This is a genomic window from Vibrio sp. 1249-1 (assembly GCF_033340495.1).
Genome location: NZ_JAWOWJ010000006.1, coordinates 266,095 through 284,546 on the forward strand (window position 1 = coordinate 266,095; position 18,452 = coordinate 284,546).

At 45.7% G+C, this 18,452-nt stretch carries 14 protein-coding genes; 5 read left to right on the top strand and 9 right to left on the bottom strand.

Annotated features, from left to right (window positions below; translation table 11 throughout):
- Positions 1 to 335: 335 nt before the first annotated feature.
- Complete coding sequence (locus R7Z50_RS13665; protein WP_025767250.1) at positions 336 to 1,355, bottom strand: DUF2955 domain-containing protein; 1,020 nt, start codon at positions 1,353 to 1,355, stop codon at positions 336 to 338.
- A gap of 9 nt (positions 1,356 to 1,364) precedes the next feature.
- Positions 1,365 to 2,429 carry an HlyD family secretion protein gene (locus R7Z50_RS13670; RefSeq protein WP_005376744.1) on the bottom strand — a complete coding sequence of 355 codons (1,065 nt, stop codon included), beginning with the start codon at positions 2,427 to 2,429 and terminating at the stop codon, positions 1,365 to 1,367.
- Between the two features lie 99 nt (positions 2,430 to 2,528).
- On the opposite strand from R7Z50_RS13670, the gene R7Z50_RS13675 reads away from it, so the two are divergent.
- Together R7Z50_RS13675 and R7Z50_RS13680 are read left to right on the top strand one after the other, a co-directional pair.
- Positions 2,529 to 3,389 (top strand): LysR family transcriptional regulator, encoded by an 861-nt coding sequence (locus R7Z50_RS13675; RefSeq protein ID WP_017634710.1) that lies wholly within the window; start codon positions 2,529 to 2,531, stop codon positions 3,387 to 3,389.
- 150 nt (positions 3,390 to 3,539) lie between these two features.
- A complete protein-coding gene (locus R7Z50_RS13680) occupies positions 3,540 to 4,082 on the top strand; it encodes a hydrolase (protein WP_005457944.1) in 543 nt (180 codons plus the stop codon).
- A gap of 39 nt (positions 4,083 to 4,121) precedes the next feature.
- Here the strand turns inward: R7Z50_RS13680 and R7Z50_RS13685 are convergent, their stop codons facing one another.
- From R7Z50_RS13685 to R7Z50_RS13695, 3 genes are all read right to left on the bottom strand, one after another.
- On the bottom strand, positions 4,122 to 5,018 hold the full coding sequence (locus R7Z50_RS13685; protein ID WP_206970722.1) for a 1-aminocyclopropane-1-carboxylate deaminase/D-cysteine desulfhydrase: 897 nt from the start codon (positions 5,016 to 5,018) through the stop codon (positions 4,122 to 4,124).
- Positions 5,019 to 5,125: 107 nt separating this feature from the next.
- Entirely contained in the window at positions 5,126 to 6,412 is a 1,287-nt protein-coding gene (locus tag R7Z50_RS13690; protein WP_017820496.1) for a sensor histidine kinase, read from the bottom strand.
- A complete protein-coding gene (locus R7Z50_RS13695; RefSeq protein WP_318149129.1) occupies positions 6,409 to 7,086 on the bottom strand; it encodes a response regulator transcription factor in 678 nt (225 codons plus the stop codon). Before R7Z50_RS13695 ends, R7Z50_RS13690 begins: the two co-directional genes overlap by 4 nt.
- Positions 7,087 to 7,238: 152 nt before the next feature.
- Between R7Z50_RS13695 and R7Z50_RS13700 the strand changes: the two genes are divergently transcribed.
- Genes R7Z50_RS13700 through R7Z50_RS13710 form a run of 3 tightly spaced genes read left to right on the top strand, consistent with a single transcriptional unit; the run spans position 7,239 to position 10,115 of the window.
- A complete protein-coding gene (locus tag R7Z50_RS13700) occupies positions 7,239 to 8,279 on the top strand; it encodes a glycosyltransferase family 2 protein (RefSeq protein ID WP_203345894.1) in 1,041 nt (346 codons plus the stop codon).
- Between the two features lie 2 nt (positions 8,280 to 8,281).
- A complete protein-coding gene (locus R7Z50_RS13705) occupies positions 8,282 to 9,688 on the top strand; it encodes an ArnT family glycosyltransferase (protein ID WP_033905700.1) in 1,407 nt (468 codons plus the stop codon).
- 4 nt (positions 9,689 to 9,692) lie between these two features.
- A complete protein-coding gene (locus tag R7Z50_RS13710) occupies positions 9,693 to 10,115 on the top strand; it encodes a GtrA family protein (RefSeq protein WP_033905699.1) in 423 nt (140 codons plus the stop codon).
- Positions 10,116 to 10,242: 127 nt separating this feature from the next.
- Here R7Z50_RS13710 and R7Z50_RS13715 read toward each other — a convergent pair whose 3' ends face one another.
- From R7Z50_RS13715 to R7Z50_RS13730, 4 genes are all read right to left on the bottom strand, one after another.
- Positions 10,243 to 11,187, bottom strand: coding sequence for a hypothetical protein (locus tag R7Z50_RS13715; protein ID WP_206953372.1), 945 nt, complete (start codon positions 11,185 to 11,187; stop codon positions 10,243 to 10,245).
- 3 nt (positions 11,188 to 11,190) lie between these two features.
- The gene (locus R7Z50_RS13720) at positions 11,191 to 12,138 is read right to left on the bottom strand and encodes a hypothetical protein (RefSeq protein WP_138940436.1); all 948 of its coding nucleotides are present in this window, start codon (positions 12,136 to 12,138) and stop codon (positions 11,191 to 11,193) included.
- A gap of 3 nt (positions 12,139 to 12,141) precedes the next feature.
- Positions 12,142 to 15,648 carry a T6SS effector BTH_I2691 family protein gene (locus R7Z50_RS13725; protein WP_206970719.1) on the bottom strand — a complete coding sequence of 1,169 codons (3,507 nt, stop codon included), beginning with the start codon at positions 15,646 to 15,648 and terminating at the stop codon, positions 12,142 to 12,144.
- A 262-nt stretch (positions 15,649 to 15,910) separates the two neighbouring features.
- Positions 15,911 to 18,244 carry a YgiQ family radical SAM protein gene (locus tag R7Z50_RS13730; RefSeq protein WP_064368606.1) on the bottom strand — a complete coding sequence of 778 codons (2,334 nt, stop codon included), beginning with the start codon at positions 18,242 to 18,244 and terminating at the stop codon, positions 15,911 to 15,913.
- Between the last annotated feature and the right edge of the window lie 208 nt (positions 18,245 to 18,452).

Sequence of the window (18,452 nt, forward strand, 5' to 3'; positions counted from 1 at the left end):
ACGATAACTTTCGCACTTCAAAGCACTCGGTGGGTAGATCCTGAATCACGCTCGTCCCTCGCTGTTCAGGATGACGGTTGTTGAGATATACGTTACTCATGTACACAACTATTTGGTTTGTATCCAAAGTTGGGTCATTCCAGCGAGTCTAAACGAGACTAGGAATATACTAACAACTCACTGGAAAATGGCGATAACCTTAGAACTTCACAGCACTCGGTGGGTAGCTCCTGAATCACCTCGTCCCTCGTTGTTCAGGGTGACCGTTTTAAATAAAAATGCCGCTCACAGTAAAGTGATCGGCATACATTTCCCGTTTCCAGCCTCGGCCAGATTTAATTCAACTCCACGCTCTTAATCTCAGGATGCTTTAGCAACATCACACGAATCCAGTGATGCACCACCCACATCACCATCGCGGTGAGCAGAACCGCGACGAAAATCGAGCTGAAACGGTACAAGATCGAAAAGAACGCGTCTTTTTGTTCTGGCACCAATGAGGTCGTCAGCGGAACCGATAGGGCAGACATGGCAGAAAACGCGATAGCCGCTTTAATTTGCCCTTTGGTGAGCCACAAGCAGAATGGCCCCATTGCAATGGTAAAGGCGAGCCAAAAGAGTAGCCCATGCCCATACCAACTGCCCAATATCAGCTGAACAGCCATCCCTGCGATGCAGCCTAGTGCGGTGCCGATGATGCGAATTTTTGCCATGGCGAGCGAGCCCGCTAAAGTCATTGGGGTTAGGATGATCAAAATGGAAGCTTGTGCGGACAGCGAGTCATATAAGTCCGCTACTTGGAATACGATAAATGCCGCCATCGCCACTACCCAACCCATAGCAACTTGGCTGATGTAGTCAATATCGCTTTTTACTGGGGTCGACATCTCAATGTGCTCGGCGGGGGATTTTGGCTCCGGGAACAACCAATACGCGAATGCGCAAACAAAAATATTGCTGAACGCCATCACCCACATGTTGACGTTGAACTCTTCAATATCCATGAAGTTATAGCTGGCAAAATTCAACACAATTGAACCCACCAACAGCCCCATGTAACCAAACAAATAGGTTTTCTGGTTCATCATTGCAATGCACTTGAACAGCATCATGATTCCGACGGCAACGGTCATTAATGTTGGATGAAACTGCAAGTATTCCAGCAAAAATGTGGCTTGTATGGTTGTCCACACCGCAGAGAAAAACACGATCAATAAAGCCGAAATATTAAAGTTGTCCATTCTGCCCAATATAAACAGCGGCATCATGATGGCAAAAAATCCGTAAGACCAACCGAAGATCATGCTTAGCGCGAGCCCTAAAGAGCAGCCGAACCAAATTCGTAAGGTTTTCATTGTCGCCGCCTAGTAAATGAAGTGGAACCAGCTTGCGAGGTGAATCTGTGCTTGCGCCATCAACTGCCAGAAAATGCTGTTGTCTGGGTACAAAACAATGGTAGCGCGAGAGCCGACAAACAGTGCTGGTGGTAACTCTTCGCTGCTGGTTAGGTTCACTCGTGTACGCTGCGCATCACGTACCCAGCGGTTGTTCACTTCCACTTTGGTCAGTGCGCCATTAGGCGTTTGTTGTGCGGCTGCTACACCGTAATCGCGGCTAGCTAAATCAAAGTCGTACACCGAACCTGGGTTGGCATCAAATGTGACCAAGGCGTGGAAAGTCTTGTCTACGTTCGCGACGGACTTTTCACGAAAATCAGCGGCTACCCAGAGTGATCCTGTTGGTACAAACGTCAGCAATGGCATGTTGGTGTTTGCCATCGTGCCAACTTCTAGTTGCAGGTTGGTCACGACACCATCACTGGGAGCGAGTACCGCGGTATTTGCCAAATCAAGTTGCGCCTTTTCGATGCCGTTTTTGGCAATTCGAACGGCGGTGCTTTGACCTTTTTGATCGCCTAATTGCGCCTCAATGACTTTTAAGTTTTGTCGTTCCGCTTTAAGCGCTGCACGTGATACCTGATTTTGGGCAAAGGCATTATCGAGTGTCGATTGAGAGATGACTTTCTGCTTCGATAGTGTCAGTAAGCGGTTGTACTCGCGGTGTGCATTATCAAATGTCGCTTGTGCGCGGGCAATATTGGCAAGAGCGGCTTCGCGTTGAGAATACAGCGTTGCTTCTTTTTCATAAGCGGATTGCAGAGACAGCTCCGCCTGTTCAAGCGCTATCTTGTATTTACGATCATCAATCGTAAACAACACATCGCCTTTTTGAACGGACTGGTTATTCTCGATGAGAACGTCGGTCACTTTACCAGATACCTCGGGTGCGACTTGGACAACGTATCCTTGCACTCGTCCCTCGGTCGTTAAGGGGGCGTGGCGGTCAGCAATGATAATGTACAAAAATAGTACGATGAACAGGACAATCAAAGTTCGCATCCAGTGTTTGAATTTTTGGTCAGCCGTCATTACAAGTTCCGTTAAACATGTTGGATAGCGGATTATAGAGAAGTCACTCACAATTCAGTAGAATGATAATACGAACATAAATGACCTAAAAATAGGACAATGAACGTTAATTTTGATGATATTTACCTATTCACTCAGACGGTGGTTCACGGCGGTATAAGTGCAGCGGCAGAGGCGAATCAACTACAACGCTCAAAAGTGAGTCGTCGTCTGCAAGAATTAGAGAAATCGCTCGGGGTACAGCTTTTGATTCGCACAACACGCAGCATTGAGTTGACGGAGCACGGGAAACGCTTGTTTGAGTTGGTGGGGCAGCCTATTGACCATATTCAGCAAGGTTTAAATGCCATGCACGAATATCAACAAGAGCTGACGGGCAAGGTGCGTTTAGCCATTCCTTCCGCATTGATGAGCTCTGCCGCGTTTAACGCGATCATCACCGAGTACACAACGCGGTATCCGGAGATTTCGGTCGAGATTGAAAACCATCAAGAGAGTGTCGATCTCAAGCGTCAATCGTTTGATTTACAGCTTCTTCCGAGCGTGGTCAAAGTCACCGATGACAGCTATGTGCAGTTCAGTCTTTTGCCTTATCGTAGTCACTTTGTTGCGTCAAAAGCCTATCTAGAATCGCATCCGCCAGTAAAAACGGTGGAAGATCTTAAGCAGCATCGCCTTTTAACTAATCGTTACAATGCCGATTTGCTCGATTCAGATCTGCATGTGGCGTTGCGTTCGGATGACCTCAACTTGCTGCGCTCGATGGCGATAGCAGGAAACGGCATCGCGTTTATTCCTCAAATTCATTCCAAGCCTGCACTGAGAGACGGTTTGTTGGTCGAGGTGCTGCCTCAATTCGCGCATCCGAAGCAGCATCTTACTCTGATTTATCCCTCGGCCTTATTTCTGCCCAATAAAGTCAAAGCCTTGATTGAACTAATTCGAGAGAAATTTAAATAGTCAGTTCAAACCACTCTTACCTAAGGGCAAATGTGTGAGCGAAGGTCATCTTTCTAGGTTTTATTGCTCTAACATGAAAGGGTTCTGATACATTAACTTTTGCTCAACTTGTTGAGTATGGTTTGTGGTCGCACAAGATAGGAGATGGAAATGTTATCGAAAGGAAACACGGGCCTGATTGTGGTGGATGTTCAGGGCAAACTCGCTACATTAATGCATGAAAGCGACGCACTGATTGAAAATATCACGAAACTGGTAAAGGGCGCCAAAGCACTAGATTTGCCTATTCTGTGGCTAGAACAGAATCCAGAAAGGTTGGGCCCAACCGCGGAGCCGATTCGTGAAGTGCTTGAAAGCACGCATTTACCTATTACCAAGTACACGTTTGATGGTTGCAAAGAGGCGACGTTTAAGGTCGCGGTGGAGAACGCGAAAGTTGATACCTGGTTGGTTTGCGGTATTGAATCCCACATTTGCGTCTATCAAACCGCGGTTTCTCTGCGCCAGTCCGGTTATCGCGTTGAATTAGTCACGGATTGTGTCTCTTCCCGAACCGCTGCCAATAAAGCGCTCGCTCTTGCGAAGTTAACCGCTAACGGTGTGGTGCTCACTGGGTTAGAAATGTGCTTGTATGAAATGGTCGAAGATTGCCGAGCACCTGAATTCAAAGAAATTCTGGCGCTCATCAAATAGTGGAATCACTGTAATCAGCAACAACTTTATTTGAACACGCTATTCAAATTCTCGTTGATATCTTGGCAACATCGACTCGTTGCCAAGTAACCCGCCTTGGTGAATATAAATCACCGTTTTATCTGTGTTCTCTTCCAACCAAGGGGTGAGGCATTGCCACATATACGGGTCGTATAACAGGTCAAATTCGAGGTCGGTTTGCTCAAAGAGTGCTTTCCATGTGATGTAATCTTCTTCGTACAAGCGACCAAAATGGTGTTTGTTGCGCACGGTTAAAATGGTTGGGTGGCTGTTTTCACCGAGCTGGTTGAACTGCTCAGTTAAGTAATCTGCATCGCCTACGCAAGGGCAAGTTAGCACTTCTATGCCGTGTGGGCTTAAATGTTTATGAAGATATAAAGCGGTCGTGCCAGTGCCTGATGGCAGGGCGACGGTAAACTGTTCTTTACCTCTCAATCGCGTCCAATCAAGAATTTCTCGTGCTAACTGTTTGATGCCAGCTTCAGCGAGGTGGGAACGTCCACCCTCTGGAATAAGCAATGTCGACTCATCTAATCTTTGTACCTGGTGGACGTATTCACTAGGGTGGAGTTCGCTACCGATGTCTTGCATGGCGGTGATTTTCATACCCAAATCAAGCGCACCACGATAGTTGCCGATAGGGGAGTCTTTAAGCCAAGAAGGAATGTGTTGAACGTAGAATTCGAAGTTCCAGCCTTTGATTTGCGCCAGAGCGGCAAGCGAATACATCGCGTTGGATTGAGCAGAGCCATAACTGATGAGGGTTTTGATGTCGCTGTTCTGCGTTTCCATCAACGCCATAAACTTACGTGCCTTGTTCCCAGAAAAGTGAGAATGCAGCATGTCATCACGCTTAAGGAAAAACGTATGACCGTTGAAGTTGTGTTGAGTTATCGGGCTTTCAGAGAGTTTCATGCTACTGCTGACGTGTCCAACCACGCGACCTTGCCGTTAAAAAGGGCGCGTAGTGTAACGCCATTAAACCCAGATAAAAAGTCTGGGTTTCAGTACAACCATTTCGGTTATTCCTGATGCTCTGACGTAAGGTCAATCACCGCCTCACAACCACCTTCTGGATGTGTACCAATCTTAAATTGCCAGCCATAACGCTGGCATAAATCATCCACAATCATCAAACCCAATCCGTGCCCATCAGAATGTGGAATGGTCGAAAAGCCTTCGCCTTCATCACGTACCGAGATGGTGTTTTCCCCGATGCTGATATGAATTGATCCCGATGGTGTCGCGGCGATGCCGTTGCGAATCAGGTTGCCAAGAATAATGGTCAACACAGCATTGGTAGCGCGCGTTTTTGGGTTTCCGTCGATCTGTACATCAAAGCTGAGTGCTTTCTCATCCGCCTGAGCTTGGCTTTGGAAGATGATTTGGATGAGTTCTTCTTCGGTGATGCTGCGCACTGGTGAATCATCTGCATTACGCTCGTAACGCACTAAGCCGAGTAGGGCATCCACCATAGTCGACATCTGCTGCGTTGCATCTTGAATTCGGTTCACCTGGCGGGTCTGGAAATCCGTGTTCGCACTTCTTGCCAGTAAACTGCTTGAGCCTTTCATTACGGTTAACGGTGTACGCAGTTCATGGCTTGCGTATCGTGCAAAGGCTTGCTCACGCTTGATGACTTGGTTGATTTTGTGGCGATACTCATTCAACTCATCCGCGAGGGTTTGGAACTCTTTGGCCGAGCCCTCTGGCACGCTAAAAGTTTGCGTAGCATCGCCTTGATGATGGTCGAGTTGAGTTTTAAGCGCATTGACGGGTTCAATCAAGCGTTGTGATAAGCGCAGCAGGAGGCTACCAAACAGGAACACCAGCACGGCGACAATGGACAGCACCATAGCGACGACGAGAATGAATTCCTCTGAGGTGATCTCGATTTCATCAATCAAGGAAACCAGAATAACGGGATGTTCAACGCCTTTGTAGGTGTAAGTGCTCATGTAAACCATGCGCGAGTATTCACCGTCTTCTACTTCATCAAGAAAGTGCTTTTGACCAATCAGGTATTTTTGATAGCGCTCGGCAACCAATGAGATGTCGTTGTATGCAGTGGTGAGCAGGTCAAGCTGAATACTGCCTTGCTCTGGGTGGGACTGGAAATGTTCAATTGCTTCTTTTTTGTCGACCATAATACGACGCTCGCCCACGCGGTCTTCAGACCAAAGCAGGGAGCCGGTAATCAACAAAAAGCAGAAGATGCCAATCACGACCGACACAAAAGAGAAAAACAGAGCGAGTCGCCCTGTCATACTTTGTGTGCTTTGCGTGCTAGCAAGTAAGCGATTGATCATGCACCTGTCTCCAAGCGGAAGCCAACTTTCGGCACGGTGATAAGCACATGTTGTTCAAATGGCTTATCAAGTTGGTTGCGAAGTTGGTAAATGTGGCTGCGCAGAACGTCGTTGTTCGGCTCGTTCTCTTGCCAAAGTTGGAAGGCAATTTCTTCGCGTGTCACTACGTCTGGCGCGCTTTTCACAAGCATTTCCAGAATGGTGTAAGTGGTAGGGTTTAGCGCCAACAGTTTATCTTGGCGATAAGCTTTACGCGTTTTTTGGTCGATAGACACTTCACCGTATTCCAACTTGCTCGATGCGACAGTGCCACGGTAACGGCGGATCAGTGCCATCATGCGCGCTTCTAGAATATCCAGATCGAAAGGTTTGGTCAGATAGTCATCGGCGCCGTGTTGGAAGCCTTTGAGCATATCGTCACGGCTATCGAGTGCAGTCAGCATAAGTACCGGTGTGTTGTTGCCCGCGTCGCGAAGTTTATTACACATGGTCAGGCCATCCATGCGTGGCAGCATGAGATCGAGCAAGATGATGTCGAAGGTGTTTTCCATCGCCAGTTTCAGGCCGAGCTCGCCGTTGTCTGCATAATCGAGTTCCATACCTGCACACTCAAAATAATCGAACAGCATGCCTGCGATTTCTCGATTATCTTCGATTAAAAGTACGCGTTTCATGTATTTCTCTCCAAGTGGGCGGGTTTTCGAAAATAAGACTTCGTCTTAACCGAACATTATTCACTAAGAACGTGAAAAAGATGTCAACAACATCTCTTTCACATTGATGTTTGTAGACTGGATTCATTCATCGGATTTAGTGGAAGAGTAGCATGTCAACCTTCAACATTCACGCTGCAACCTTTTCAAAGGTGAGCCAACACACTGAGCCTAAAACAGTTTTGTCTGTTGTGGTGCCATTCTTTAACGAGCAAGAAGTCTTGCCTGAATTTCATCGTCGTTTAGCCGCCGTTTTGGATGAAATGCCAGAACGCTGCGAAATCGTCTATGTCGACGACGGTAGCAAAGACGACAGCCTAATGATCGCGCAAAACTTTTCTCAATCTTCTAGCGACGTTCGTTGTATTGCACTAAGCCGTAACTTCGGCAAAGAGTCCGCCATGAGTGCGGGGCTGGAACACTGCCAAGGTGAAGCGGTGATCGTGATTGATGCTGACTTGCAAGACCCGCCGGAGTTAATCCCGCAAATGGTATCAAAATGGCGTGAAGGGTATGACGTGGTGAACATGCAGCGCAGTGAACGCCACGGCGAAACTTGGTTCAAACGCTTCTCGGCCGCTTGCTTTTACAAAGTGCTGAATAGCATGGCGAAATTGGATGTGCCTGAGAATGTGGGCGATTTCCGTCTACTGAGCGCAAAAGTGGTCAAACACATCAATGCGCTGCCAGAACGTAACCGATACATGAAAGGTATTTTTTCTTGGCCGGGTTTCAAGCAAGTGACGGTTCAGTTTGAGCGTGACGCTCGTTTCTGTGGTGAAACCAAATGGAACTACCTCAAGCTGATTGGCCTTGCAATGGACGGCATTACCTCGTTTTCCATTCGTCCTTTGCGTTTAGCGACACTTGCCGGTGCATTGGTGGCGTTCAGTGCCTTTATCTATGGCGCATTCATAGTGATGAAAACTGTTGTATTTGGTGAGCCTGTCACTGGCTACCCATCCATGATGGTCGTCCAACTTGCATTGGGCGGTGTGCAACTGCTGTCGATTGGCCTTTTGGGCGAATACATTGGCCGCATTTTTATCGAGACCAAGCAACGTCCTCTTTATCTTGTTCAGTCTGTTTACGAGCAGCCTGCAAAACATCAATCCATCCAAACCATGAAGTTTAAACTGGGAGAAACCGCGTAATCATGAGTATTAATAAAACCCATCTGTGGTTGTTGTTGGCGTTTGCTCTTTTACTCCGTCTTATTTCACTTGCCGCTTACCCTTTGATGGACACCACCGAAGCCCGCTACGGCGAAATGGCGCGCTTAATGGTGGAAACAGGCAATTGGCTTACCCCACAGTTTGATTATGGCGTGCCTTTTTGGGGGAAGCCACCCCTGTTCACGTGGATGAGTGCTTACGGCATTGAGTTGTTTGGATTGAATGAATTCGCAGTGCGCGCGCCTCATTGGTTGGCGGGTGTCGCGACTATTATTTTTGTTGCAGCCATGGCGCATCGCGCTGGCTTTAACGCAGTCATCGCAGCGTTGGTATTGGCGACGTGTGGCATCTTTTCAATTGCGGCGGGTGCAGTGATGACAGACATGGCACTGACATTGGCAATGACCATGGCGATGGTCGGCTTTTACTACTGCTGGCTTGGCAAAGACAAACACAGCCGATTGTGGGGTTATCTCGGTTTCTTTGGCTTGGCTTGCGGGCTGTTAGCAAAAGGTCCGGTGGCGATCGTGATCATGGGCATCGCAGTGTTTCCTTGGCTTGTGATTCAGCATGGTTTCTTCGGTGCCTTCAAAGCCTTGTGGCAGCGTTTTCCAATTGTGTTGGGGGTGGCGCTCATGCTGGCGATTGCTCTACCTTGGTACATCATGGCTGAAATGGCGACGCCTGGATTTATTGATTACTTTATTGTTGGCGAGCACTTTAAGCGTTTTGTTGTCAGCGGTTGGGAAGGGGACCTGTATGGCTCTGCTCATGATCAACCACGTGGGATGATCTGGGTATTCTGGCTGCAATCGGCTGCGCCTTGGTCAATTGTATTGCCTATCTTGGCATGGAAACGTCGTAAGGTACTCAAAGCCATTGAAACGGATCATCAAGGTCTATTTAGCTTCCTGATGTGTTGGCTGATTTCACCAATGATCTTGTTCACCATGGCTGGGAATATTTTGCCTGCTTACGTGCTACCGGGTGTGCCTGCATTGGGTATCTTGATTGCAATGCTGGTGGATAAACACGATTTCAAATGGCTGACCGGAACGGCAGCGGTGTTGCCAGCCCTGCTTATGATTGCGATGTTGGTTTTGAATATGGGCAAAGCAGATAGCCGCAGCGATCGCATCATCTTCGCGCAAATTAATGACAACGCTCCGGTCTTCTACATTGGTAAGCGCCCGTTCTCAGGTCAGTTCTATAGTCATGGTCAGGCGAAAAAGCTTGAAGATAAGAATGACTTAAACAATCTGAAGAAATTCCACCTGATTGGTAAATCGCAGCAAGTGGATAGCATGATTCATGAAAATGCGTTGAGTTGTACCAATGAGTTCACAGCAAAATCGAAACGCTCACTCTACACTTGTGTGGTTGGGTAACGGAATGCGCAAATTACCAAAATTTGCTTCGCTGGAAAGGTTTGCTTCGTTAACAAGGTTTGCTCTAGTAGGTGGTGTCGGCTTTATGGTCGACACCCTTATCTTTTCTGTGTTGTTCCATTGGTTTGGTCTGGATCTGATGCTGGCTCGTGGGATAGCATTTTTGTTTGCAGCAACCACGACTTGGCTTGGCAATCGCTGGCTGACTTTCTCTCAAGCAGAAAAAACCAACCCTTTCGCTCAATGGCAAAAATTTATGGCGAGTGCCTGTATCAGTGCTTTGCCGAACTTTATTGTGTTCAAAGGCGTAACGCTCGCCCTAGGAACGCAAGGGTTGATGGTCTATTTGGCTTTGAGCTTAGGCATATTGGCAGGCATGGTGAGCAATTATTTGCTCAGTGCAAAATGGGTGTTTAGTAGAGGATAGAAAGGTTCGGGCTTACTCTCCTATCCTCGAGTTAAAAATTCGTTATTTGAACCAATTTTTCTTTTTGTACATCAGAGTAAACCTAAAGCTTTTCATGGGGGATGTAAAAAGGTAAATAAGCCAAGGTTTATACCTTGGCTGCCGTTAGTTCAGATTTTGATTGTTCGATTTCAGATTCCGTTTGCCACTTGCCGTTGTAAAGGTATTCACGCTCAGGAAGTGGGGCATTTGACGCCCTTAAATCAAATACCTCTTCGGTTTGATATTCTCTACTACAAACTGGAATACTAAAGAGCCTTGATTCTGGCTTTGCTTCAAACAGCTTTTTATGATCATCGACCTCTTTACAATCCAGTTTGTAGACCTCTGACAGTTGTGTGACCATGGATTCTAAATCCGCTTCAGTTTTAAAGAAAACATAACAATCTGATCTATCTTGTGAGCGAAAGATAGTCTTATGAGCAGTATCTCGATATCTGCATATGTCATGCTTAAAATAGAACTGGATCACTTTCCTTTTTTTATTGTAGTCCGCAAACAGCCAATCCTCACGCTCTCCGATTCTCACTTCTGTTGGTTCATCTGGTTGGCGTTTAAGCATTTTAAAGGAGACTAATATAAAAGCACCTGCACCTACTAACGCCATCGGGCCAACCATCGCTACCATCACCACACATACCACTGCACCTATCCAGCCAACGGCTTGCGTGGCGGTATTCACCCACTTAGGCATGTTGCGACGTTTCTTCATCACAAAGCCTTTGTCAGAAAAAATATAGTCATAGCGATAGTCGAGGCCAATCGTAAGGTAAAAGGCACCAGACACCATCACCGATAAAATAAAAGAAAAAATAGTTACGCCAACCGTGTCACTCGTGTGTATAAACAAAGTTAATAGGAATGGGGCGATCACAAAGGGAAGCGCAAAAAGTTTAAAGTAATAGCGAAATGGTTCCTCTACATCATACTTGTGCCATGTTCTGACATTATCGCCTGCGAGTATTTCTTGCTCTTGCGCTTCTTGATAAACTGCTAATTCTTCTGGGGTGACGTAAAATGGTGAATATGCCAAGGGTTACTCCTTGGTTGTATTCAGTTCTGCTTTGCGCTGGTCGATTTCCGCTTCGCTTAGCCATAAGTCACCACGCAAGTATTTTAGTTCGGGTAATGTGGCATTCTTATTTCTCAGGCTATCTACTTCGCTTAGTAGATATTTAGTTCCTCTTACTGGAACATCTTGAAGTTTTTCGTACATTAGGTCTGTATTGAAAAGCTGTTTAATATTGTTTTCTTCAGAGCATTCGATGTTCCACTTGTTAACTAACAACTTCAACAAGTAATTCACTTCTGATTCAGTTTTGCAAAATATATAACTTCGACCACGAGTTTGGTTTCGACTGACTTCTTTATGCTCAATGTCAAAGAAATAGCAGTCGTCAAATTTGTGATAAATCACAATGAGTTTTCGCTGTTTGTTGTATTGAGCAAACAATGAATCTTTGCGAAGCCCCACTCGTACTTCAGTTTCTTCTTCAGGTTGGCGCTTCAGCATGCGAAATGAAACTAAAATAAATCCACCAGCACCGACTAGAGCCATTGGTCCTACTGCGATTACCATAAATACGCAGACTACTGCTCCAAACCAACCCATCACTTGCGCTGCTGAGTTCACCCAAGTAGGGAGATCACGTCTCTTTCTCAAGACCATGCCTTGCTCGGATATGGTGTAGTCATAACGATTGTCTAAACCAAATGTAAGATAAGAAACACCGGACATGATTATCGTTAAGCCTGATAATATGTAGGTCAAGAGCATCTGACTACTATCGTGGAGAAAGTAGGTCAGGAAAAATAACGGGCTGACTGCGGCTATAGCAATTGATAAGTATAAGTATCGAAAAGGCTCTTCAATATCGTGCTTGTGCCAGGTTGTGAGCTCTTTCCCTTTTAGAATTTGTTGCTCTTGTTCTTCTTGATAAGCCGAAAACTCGTCTGGCGTGATGTAAAAAGGTAAATAAGCCAAGGGTTACTCCTGTAAGCTAAGTTCACTAGTATCTGAAGTTAATGAACTTCTGATCGTTGCTTGTTTAGTATTGTCTGAAATCGCCGTATAAGTTGCACGCTGTTTTGCATTATTTTGGAACCAGTACTTACGGCTTAATTCGTTTTCATCATCGAGGATGTATTCTATCTCAAATGCTAGATAGTCAGCTGAGTCTTTCATAGGTAAACTCAATTTATACACGCTTTGAGAGTTTGCGGAGTTCATCGGGCTATTCAAGGTTTCTAGATCTACTCCGGTGTACCAAGTTCCTGATATCAATTCTCCCTTAGTTACAGAAGTATTTGTCCGAAGTTTAATTCCATCTCTTGCTATTTTGGTAGGAACTTGGATATGCAACTCAATACCAAACAGCTCCTGCATTGCTGATGGGTATTGCGTTGATGAATTGGGAACAACCCGCATCATTGGCACTTGGTAGATTGATGGTTTATCTATGATGGTTTGTAAATCAAATAGTGCCTTTTGTACTAATGAAGAGTTGTGTTTTTCTCGTTCTAACAGATCTGGAGACTGACTCCATTGTGCTCTGGCGGAATTATATCCCCACGGTAATTTATCTAACCATTTTTGAAAATCGTCTTGTTTGAACTTGCTCATTACATAGTTGCTCAAAAGGTAAATTGCAGTTAGCCCCATAATGACAAACATGATTGGCCCACCGAAAAGAACGTTTGCTGACCATACGCCAGTTATTCCTCCTACAGCTTGAAAGGTCCCTACTGCTGTAAGTCCAACTAAAGAAGAAAAGTTGAAGTATCCCGCAATTTTTGCAGTGCCATTCAAACTATCAAGTTGTTGTAACGACCGGTAAGCTTCTATCCCTGAAGCTAAAGCACCTATTATTCCTGTTACCGCAAGCCATTTGTTGAAAATTTTAAGATCACTCAAAGAAGAAATAGGTATTGTGGTATCACGTTTCGCCATTTCTTTTAGGGCAGATAAAGAACGTGCTCGTAGCGTTTTATCTACTCTTACGTTGTCCCAAAGTTTACCGGTGCGAATACCCGTCCAAGCGTTGACTGTATAAAAAAGCTTTTGTTGGATATCCAAAAATTCATCTGAGGACATTAATCCAGTGTCTTGGATACTGCTCATGGCATCACCAAGCGCGATGCAGTTAAATACTAATGCCAGAAAGCCTAGACCACCGGCATTCTCGAACAGTTTATTCAAATCATTGAGCTTATTCATCACGATCCGCGTTCTAAGCTCGATGGTTCTTTGAGGTAGATCATCAGGTAACTCAATGTACTGCGGGTACTCCAATGTAGCTACAGCGAGAGCCTTCTTAATAGTCTTTTTATTTTTTAAAGCTGTTGTGTATTTAGAGTCAGCTTTGCGGTTATTTTTCTGGAAGTCAGCAATGATTGCATCGTTTTTTTCGAGCTTAATCAGATAATCACTTACGCGTGTTTTCCATTTTTTAAAATCGTGAGCGTAACCTTCTTTTATTGTTACGGGCATATTGTGTGCCATATGTTCTGCAATAACGGCAAATAAATAATAGCTATGACGGTTCAGAGGTTTAGCGAAAACAGGCATCAGCGAAATTGATACTTGTGAGGTCATGCTAACACCAAACTCTACAACGCCTTTTGCAAGCGCACCTATTGCAGATTTAAAAATAATATCCAGCTCTTGGAAACCTTTGGCGATATCTTTGAGAAAGGCTGTTTCCGCAGTGTTTGGGTTGGAAACAAAGTCCATGATCTTAGAGTACATATTCACGCGGTTGCTGGTATCAGATATCTGGTCCATCAACTGATTATCAGGTTCAGGATTGTCTGAGACGATCGACTGTTCATTCTGCGCCTCAGTAATATTCTTCTCCATCACTTTAAATAAACTACGACTAAACCCAGAGGCATAGAGAGCTAGTAAACTGGTTGGTTTCTCCCATTGGCTTTCTGCCCATTGGCGGTCTTCTTCTTGCATCACCAAAGTAAATGACTCAACCGCTTGCTTGTGCAGTTGATACAAGCTGTACTGCGTGTCTTCGCTGTATAGGTCGAAGGTTCTCTCAAGATGATGAGGTGTTAAGGACTCCATTACTGCGATAAAGTCGCGTTTGACCGAAACCACTTGGGCTAGCATGGTTTCTTTTTGTTCTGACAGCTCTTGCATCTCGCTCAGCATTTGCTTCCAGTTGAGCTGCTGACGCCAGCGTTCAGTCGCTATCCATTGTTCGTATTTACCAAAACGGCTCGCAGAAATTCGATATTTGTCCTGTATCGCTTTAGCAATGTCACTTTGGGTATGTTGGTGTGATTCAATCGCTCCAGCGGAAAATTTAGCAGGATAGCCGGACTGAACTGAGCTTTTGTTCTGCTCTGCCAAATCAAGTTGGTGAGAAGAGTCATAATAGTCAGCCATGTCGGTATAAAACGACAGCTCTTCGCCGTTACGCTTAACGCTAGCTGGCATGTCTATCTCGTCACTTGCACCAAACATACACAGTTGCATGGCGGTCTGCATCAAGTTCCACTGGTTTGAAAACTGGTCAGTGAAAAGGCGGTAAGGGCTTGCGGCACCAACAAAATGCAGTGACATATCTTGAATGTCTGCGGCGTAATCTTTTATCGCGACGAAGTAGCCTGATTCTTCTTCTGGAATCGCAGAGGTTAAATCGCTTTTGACTGCGACAGGTTTAAAGACAGAACCATCTTCATCTGCTTTGGTGGCGATGCCAGAATCCGCAAAGCGACCATCATCGACGGCAGAAGATTCAATATCAGCGACTTGGGTTAACTTATCTATTGGTGCAATGTTGTGCTGATTCTCGTTTGAGGACAGAACAATGGTTTGCATGCGATCGATATGATTACTCGGATTGTTAAGTACGCGCATGAACGTGTGCCATGTCCACCGGTGCTCAGAGAAGCAAATCGATAGTACGCTTCCGTTGATGTAAGTAAGGAAGGGTTTTGCATCTTGTGGTGTCCCACGCTGCTCTGATTTTGGGCTTTCTGATTCTCCCAACTTATAGAGCGTGAATTGCGTTCCTTTGATTTCGTATTCGTCTAAGCTTTTGTTGATTGCATCATAGACATACAGCCAACCGTCGCGCAGTTGACGCAGGGTGTAACCAACGGTATTGAGTTTGGCTGGGCCTTGGCCTTTCCATTCTTCAGGCAAACCAAAAGGTTGTGTCTCTTCTGTTTCTAGCTGATCGATGGCATAGCGGACTGGGATAAAGTGCGCAGGTGATGCTTCCGTTGCTTCTTTCTCAGTTTTTAAATTGAGAGGTTCTGGTTCAGACGGCGGTGGCGGATCGATTTTTTTTGTTTCTCCCTCCCAAAACATACTGCGCTCTGGGGGGGAGCCAGCAAGATCATCGGATTCCGTGGTTGGAACGATATTCAGCGATTTCAGTGTACCATCGCTTTCAAATGCCTGAACGGCCTCCTCATAGGTATAGCTGTTGTCATACCAGAACATAGAAGTTTTTGGGGGAAGTGGATTATTCATCGTTAGCCCATGTTTAAGAGTTTTACTCTGTTACGCAAATATCGCACCAAAATAAAGTGATTAAAAATCAATGAGTTAGATTTTTATGGTTTTGCGTCAATCAAATAATTGTTTGTTTTTCCAATAAGTTGGTTGGTGTTTACCATTTTTTGTATTGATTGAATCAAAGTTTGAGTTGTGAGTGATGCCTCAATGAGCCGACAAAACAAAAGGGCTCCAGAGTTACCTCTGGAGCCCTTTCTAGTATTTAAGTGCTAAAGAGTTAGCGACGCTTTGGTTTACGTTGACCAGCTGGTTTGCCTTGTCCTTGTGGGCGACCTTGGCCTTGCGGCTTGCTACCTGCAGGGCGGTTTGCACCGTTGCCGCTAGGACGTTGGCCGTTGCTTGCAGGGCGTTGACCACCTGTAGCTTTACCCGAACCGTTACGGTTGCCAGATGGTTTACCATCTTTTGAACCGCCTTCAGAACGTTTGTTCAAATGACCACCGAAGCCTGGTTGGTTTTTGGTATGTTTGGTTGCAAAGCGGTTTGCCCCGTGACGACCAGATTTACGACGTTGCGCTGGTGTTTGTGCTTCAATGTCTTCTGCAGGAACGAGACAGCCTTGTTTGTCACCGATCAAATGTTTTTTACCCATACTGACTAGGGCTTCACGGATCATTGGCCAGTTTGCTGGATCGTGATAACGCAACAGCGCTTTATGCAGGCGACGTTGACGTTCACCTTTTGCTACAGGTACATCTTCACGTTTTTTGTACTTCACGCGTTTCAGAGGGTTTGTCTCTGAGTAGTACATCGACGTTGCGTTACACATTGGCGAAGGGTAGAAGTTTTGTACTTGGTCACATTCGAAGTTGTTCTTTTTCAGCCACAGAGCAAGGTTCAGCATGTCTTCGTCTTCTGTGCCTGGGTGCGCAGAGATAAAATAAGGGATTAAGTACTGCTTCTTGCCTGCTTCTGCACTGTATTTCTCGAACATCTCTTTAAAGCGATCGTACGTACCCATGCCTGGCTTCATCATCAGATCAAGAGGACCTTTCTCAGTATGTTCCGGTGCAATCTTTAAGTAACCGCCTACGTGGTGAGTCACGAGCTCTTTCACGTATTCTGGTGATTCAATCGCAAGGTCGTAACGTACGCCAGATGCAACCATCACTTTCTTCACGCCTTCAACTTTACGCGCTTCGCGGTATAAATCGATCGTGTGTTTGTGGTCTGTGTTTAGCTTGTTACAGATGCCCGGGAATACACAAGAAGGACGACGACAGTTCGCTTCCGCTTTTGGATCTTTACAGCCCAGGCGGTACATGTTTGCAGTCGGGCCACCAAGATCGGAAATTGTGCCGGTAAAGCCCGGAACTTTGTCGCGAATTTCTTCAATCTCGTTGATGATAGACTCTTTCGAACGGTTTTGAATGATTCGACCTTCATGCTCGGTAATCGAACAGAAAGAACAGCCACCAAAGCAACCACGCATGATGTTCACAGACGTCTTGATCATGTCGTACGCAGGAATTTTTGCTTTGCCGTACATAGGATGAGGAACACGCGCGTAAGGCAGGCCAAACACAAAGTCCATCTCTTCGGTCGTCAATGGAATTGGAGCTTGGTTTACCCAAAGTTCACGATCACCATGGCTTTGAAGTAACGCTCGACCAGAGTACGGGTTCGTTTCTAAATGCAGTACACGGCTTGCATGCGCATAAAGAATGCGATCGTTTCTTAGCTTTTCAAACGAAGGTAAACGGACCGCAGTCGTCGCAGCATCGTGGCGTGATGGGCGAATTGTGATTGGTTGTGCAACTGGCTCGTCTTTTTTAGTTTCACACTGAGTTTCTACTTCGTATGGGTTCTTTGGTACGAACGCTTCTTTACGAGGTTTTTCAATGCGAGAAGAATCAATAACCGTGTAGCCTTCTGGCGCCGCTGGCAAGTTCACGGCAGTACCACGAATATTGGTCATGGTGCTGATGTCTTCGCCGTTTGCGATGCGATGTGCTACTTCGACAAGTGCGCGCTCTGCGTTACCAAAAAGTAGGATGTCTGCTTTTGCATCAAACAGTACAGAACGGCGAACTTTATCTGACCAGTAATCGTAGTGTGCCACACGGCGTAGGCTAGCTTCGATACCACCTAAAACAATAGGTACTTCTTTGTATGCCTCACGACAACGTTGAGAGTAAACCAACGTTGCTCGGTCTGGGCGTTTACCACCTTCGTTATTCGGTGTGTACGCGTCATCGTGACGAAGCTTTTTATCCGCGGTGTAACGGTTGATCATGGAGTCCATGTTACCCGCAGTGATCCCGAAGAACAGATTTGGCTTACCAAGTTGCATGAACGCATCTTTATTTTGCCATTCTGGTTGAGCAATGATACCGACACGGAAACCTTGTGCTTCTAGCAGGCGGCCAATGATAGCCATACCAAAGCTTGGGTGATCCACATAAGCGTCACCGGTTACAATGATAATGTCACAGCTATCCCATCCTAGGGCATCCATTTCTTTGCGACTGGTCGGCAAGAAAGGTGCCGTACCAAAACACTCTGCCCAGTATTTTTTGTACTCATGAATAGGAGTGATGTTATTGGTCATATTTTGCTCTCTGTTCCAGGGAGCGCGAATTATAGCGATTTGATTATCAGGTATCTATAACAAACTCATCTATTCAAGCTTAGTTCATCGAGTTTTATTTGGTTTGTAAAAATATCAATGCTCTATCGGCGATTTTCTGTCTAATTTCACCTTGAAAGCCTCATGGTTATAGATCGGTTCATGAAAAATGTCGCAATCTTAATACAAA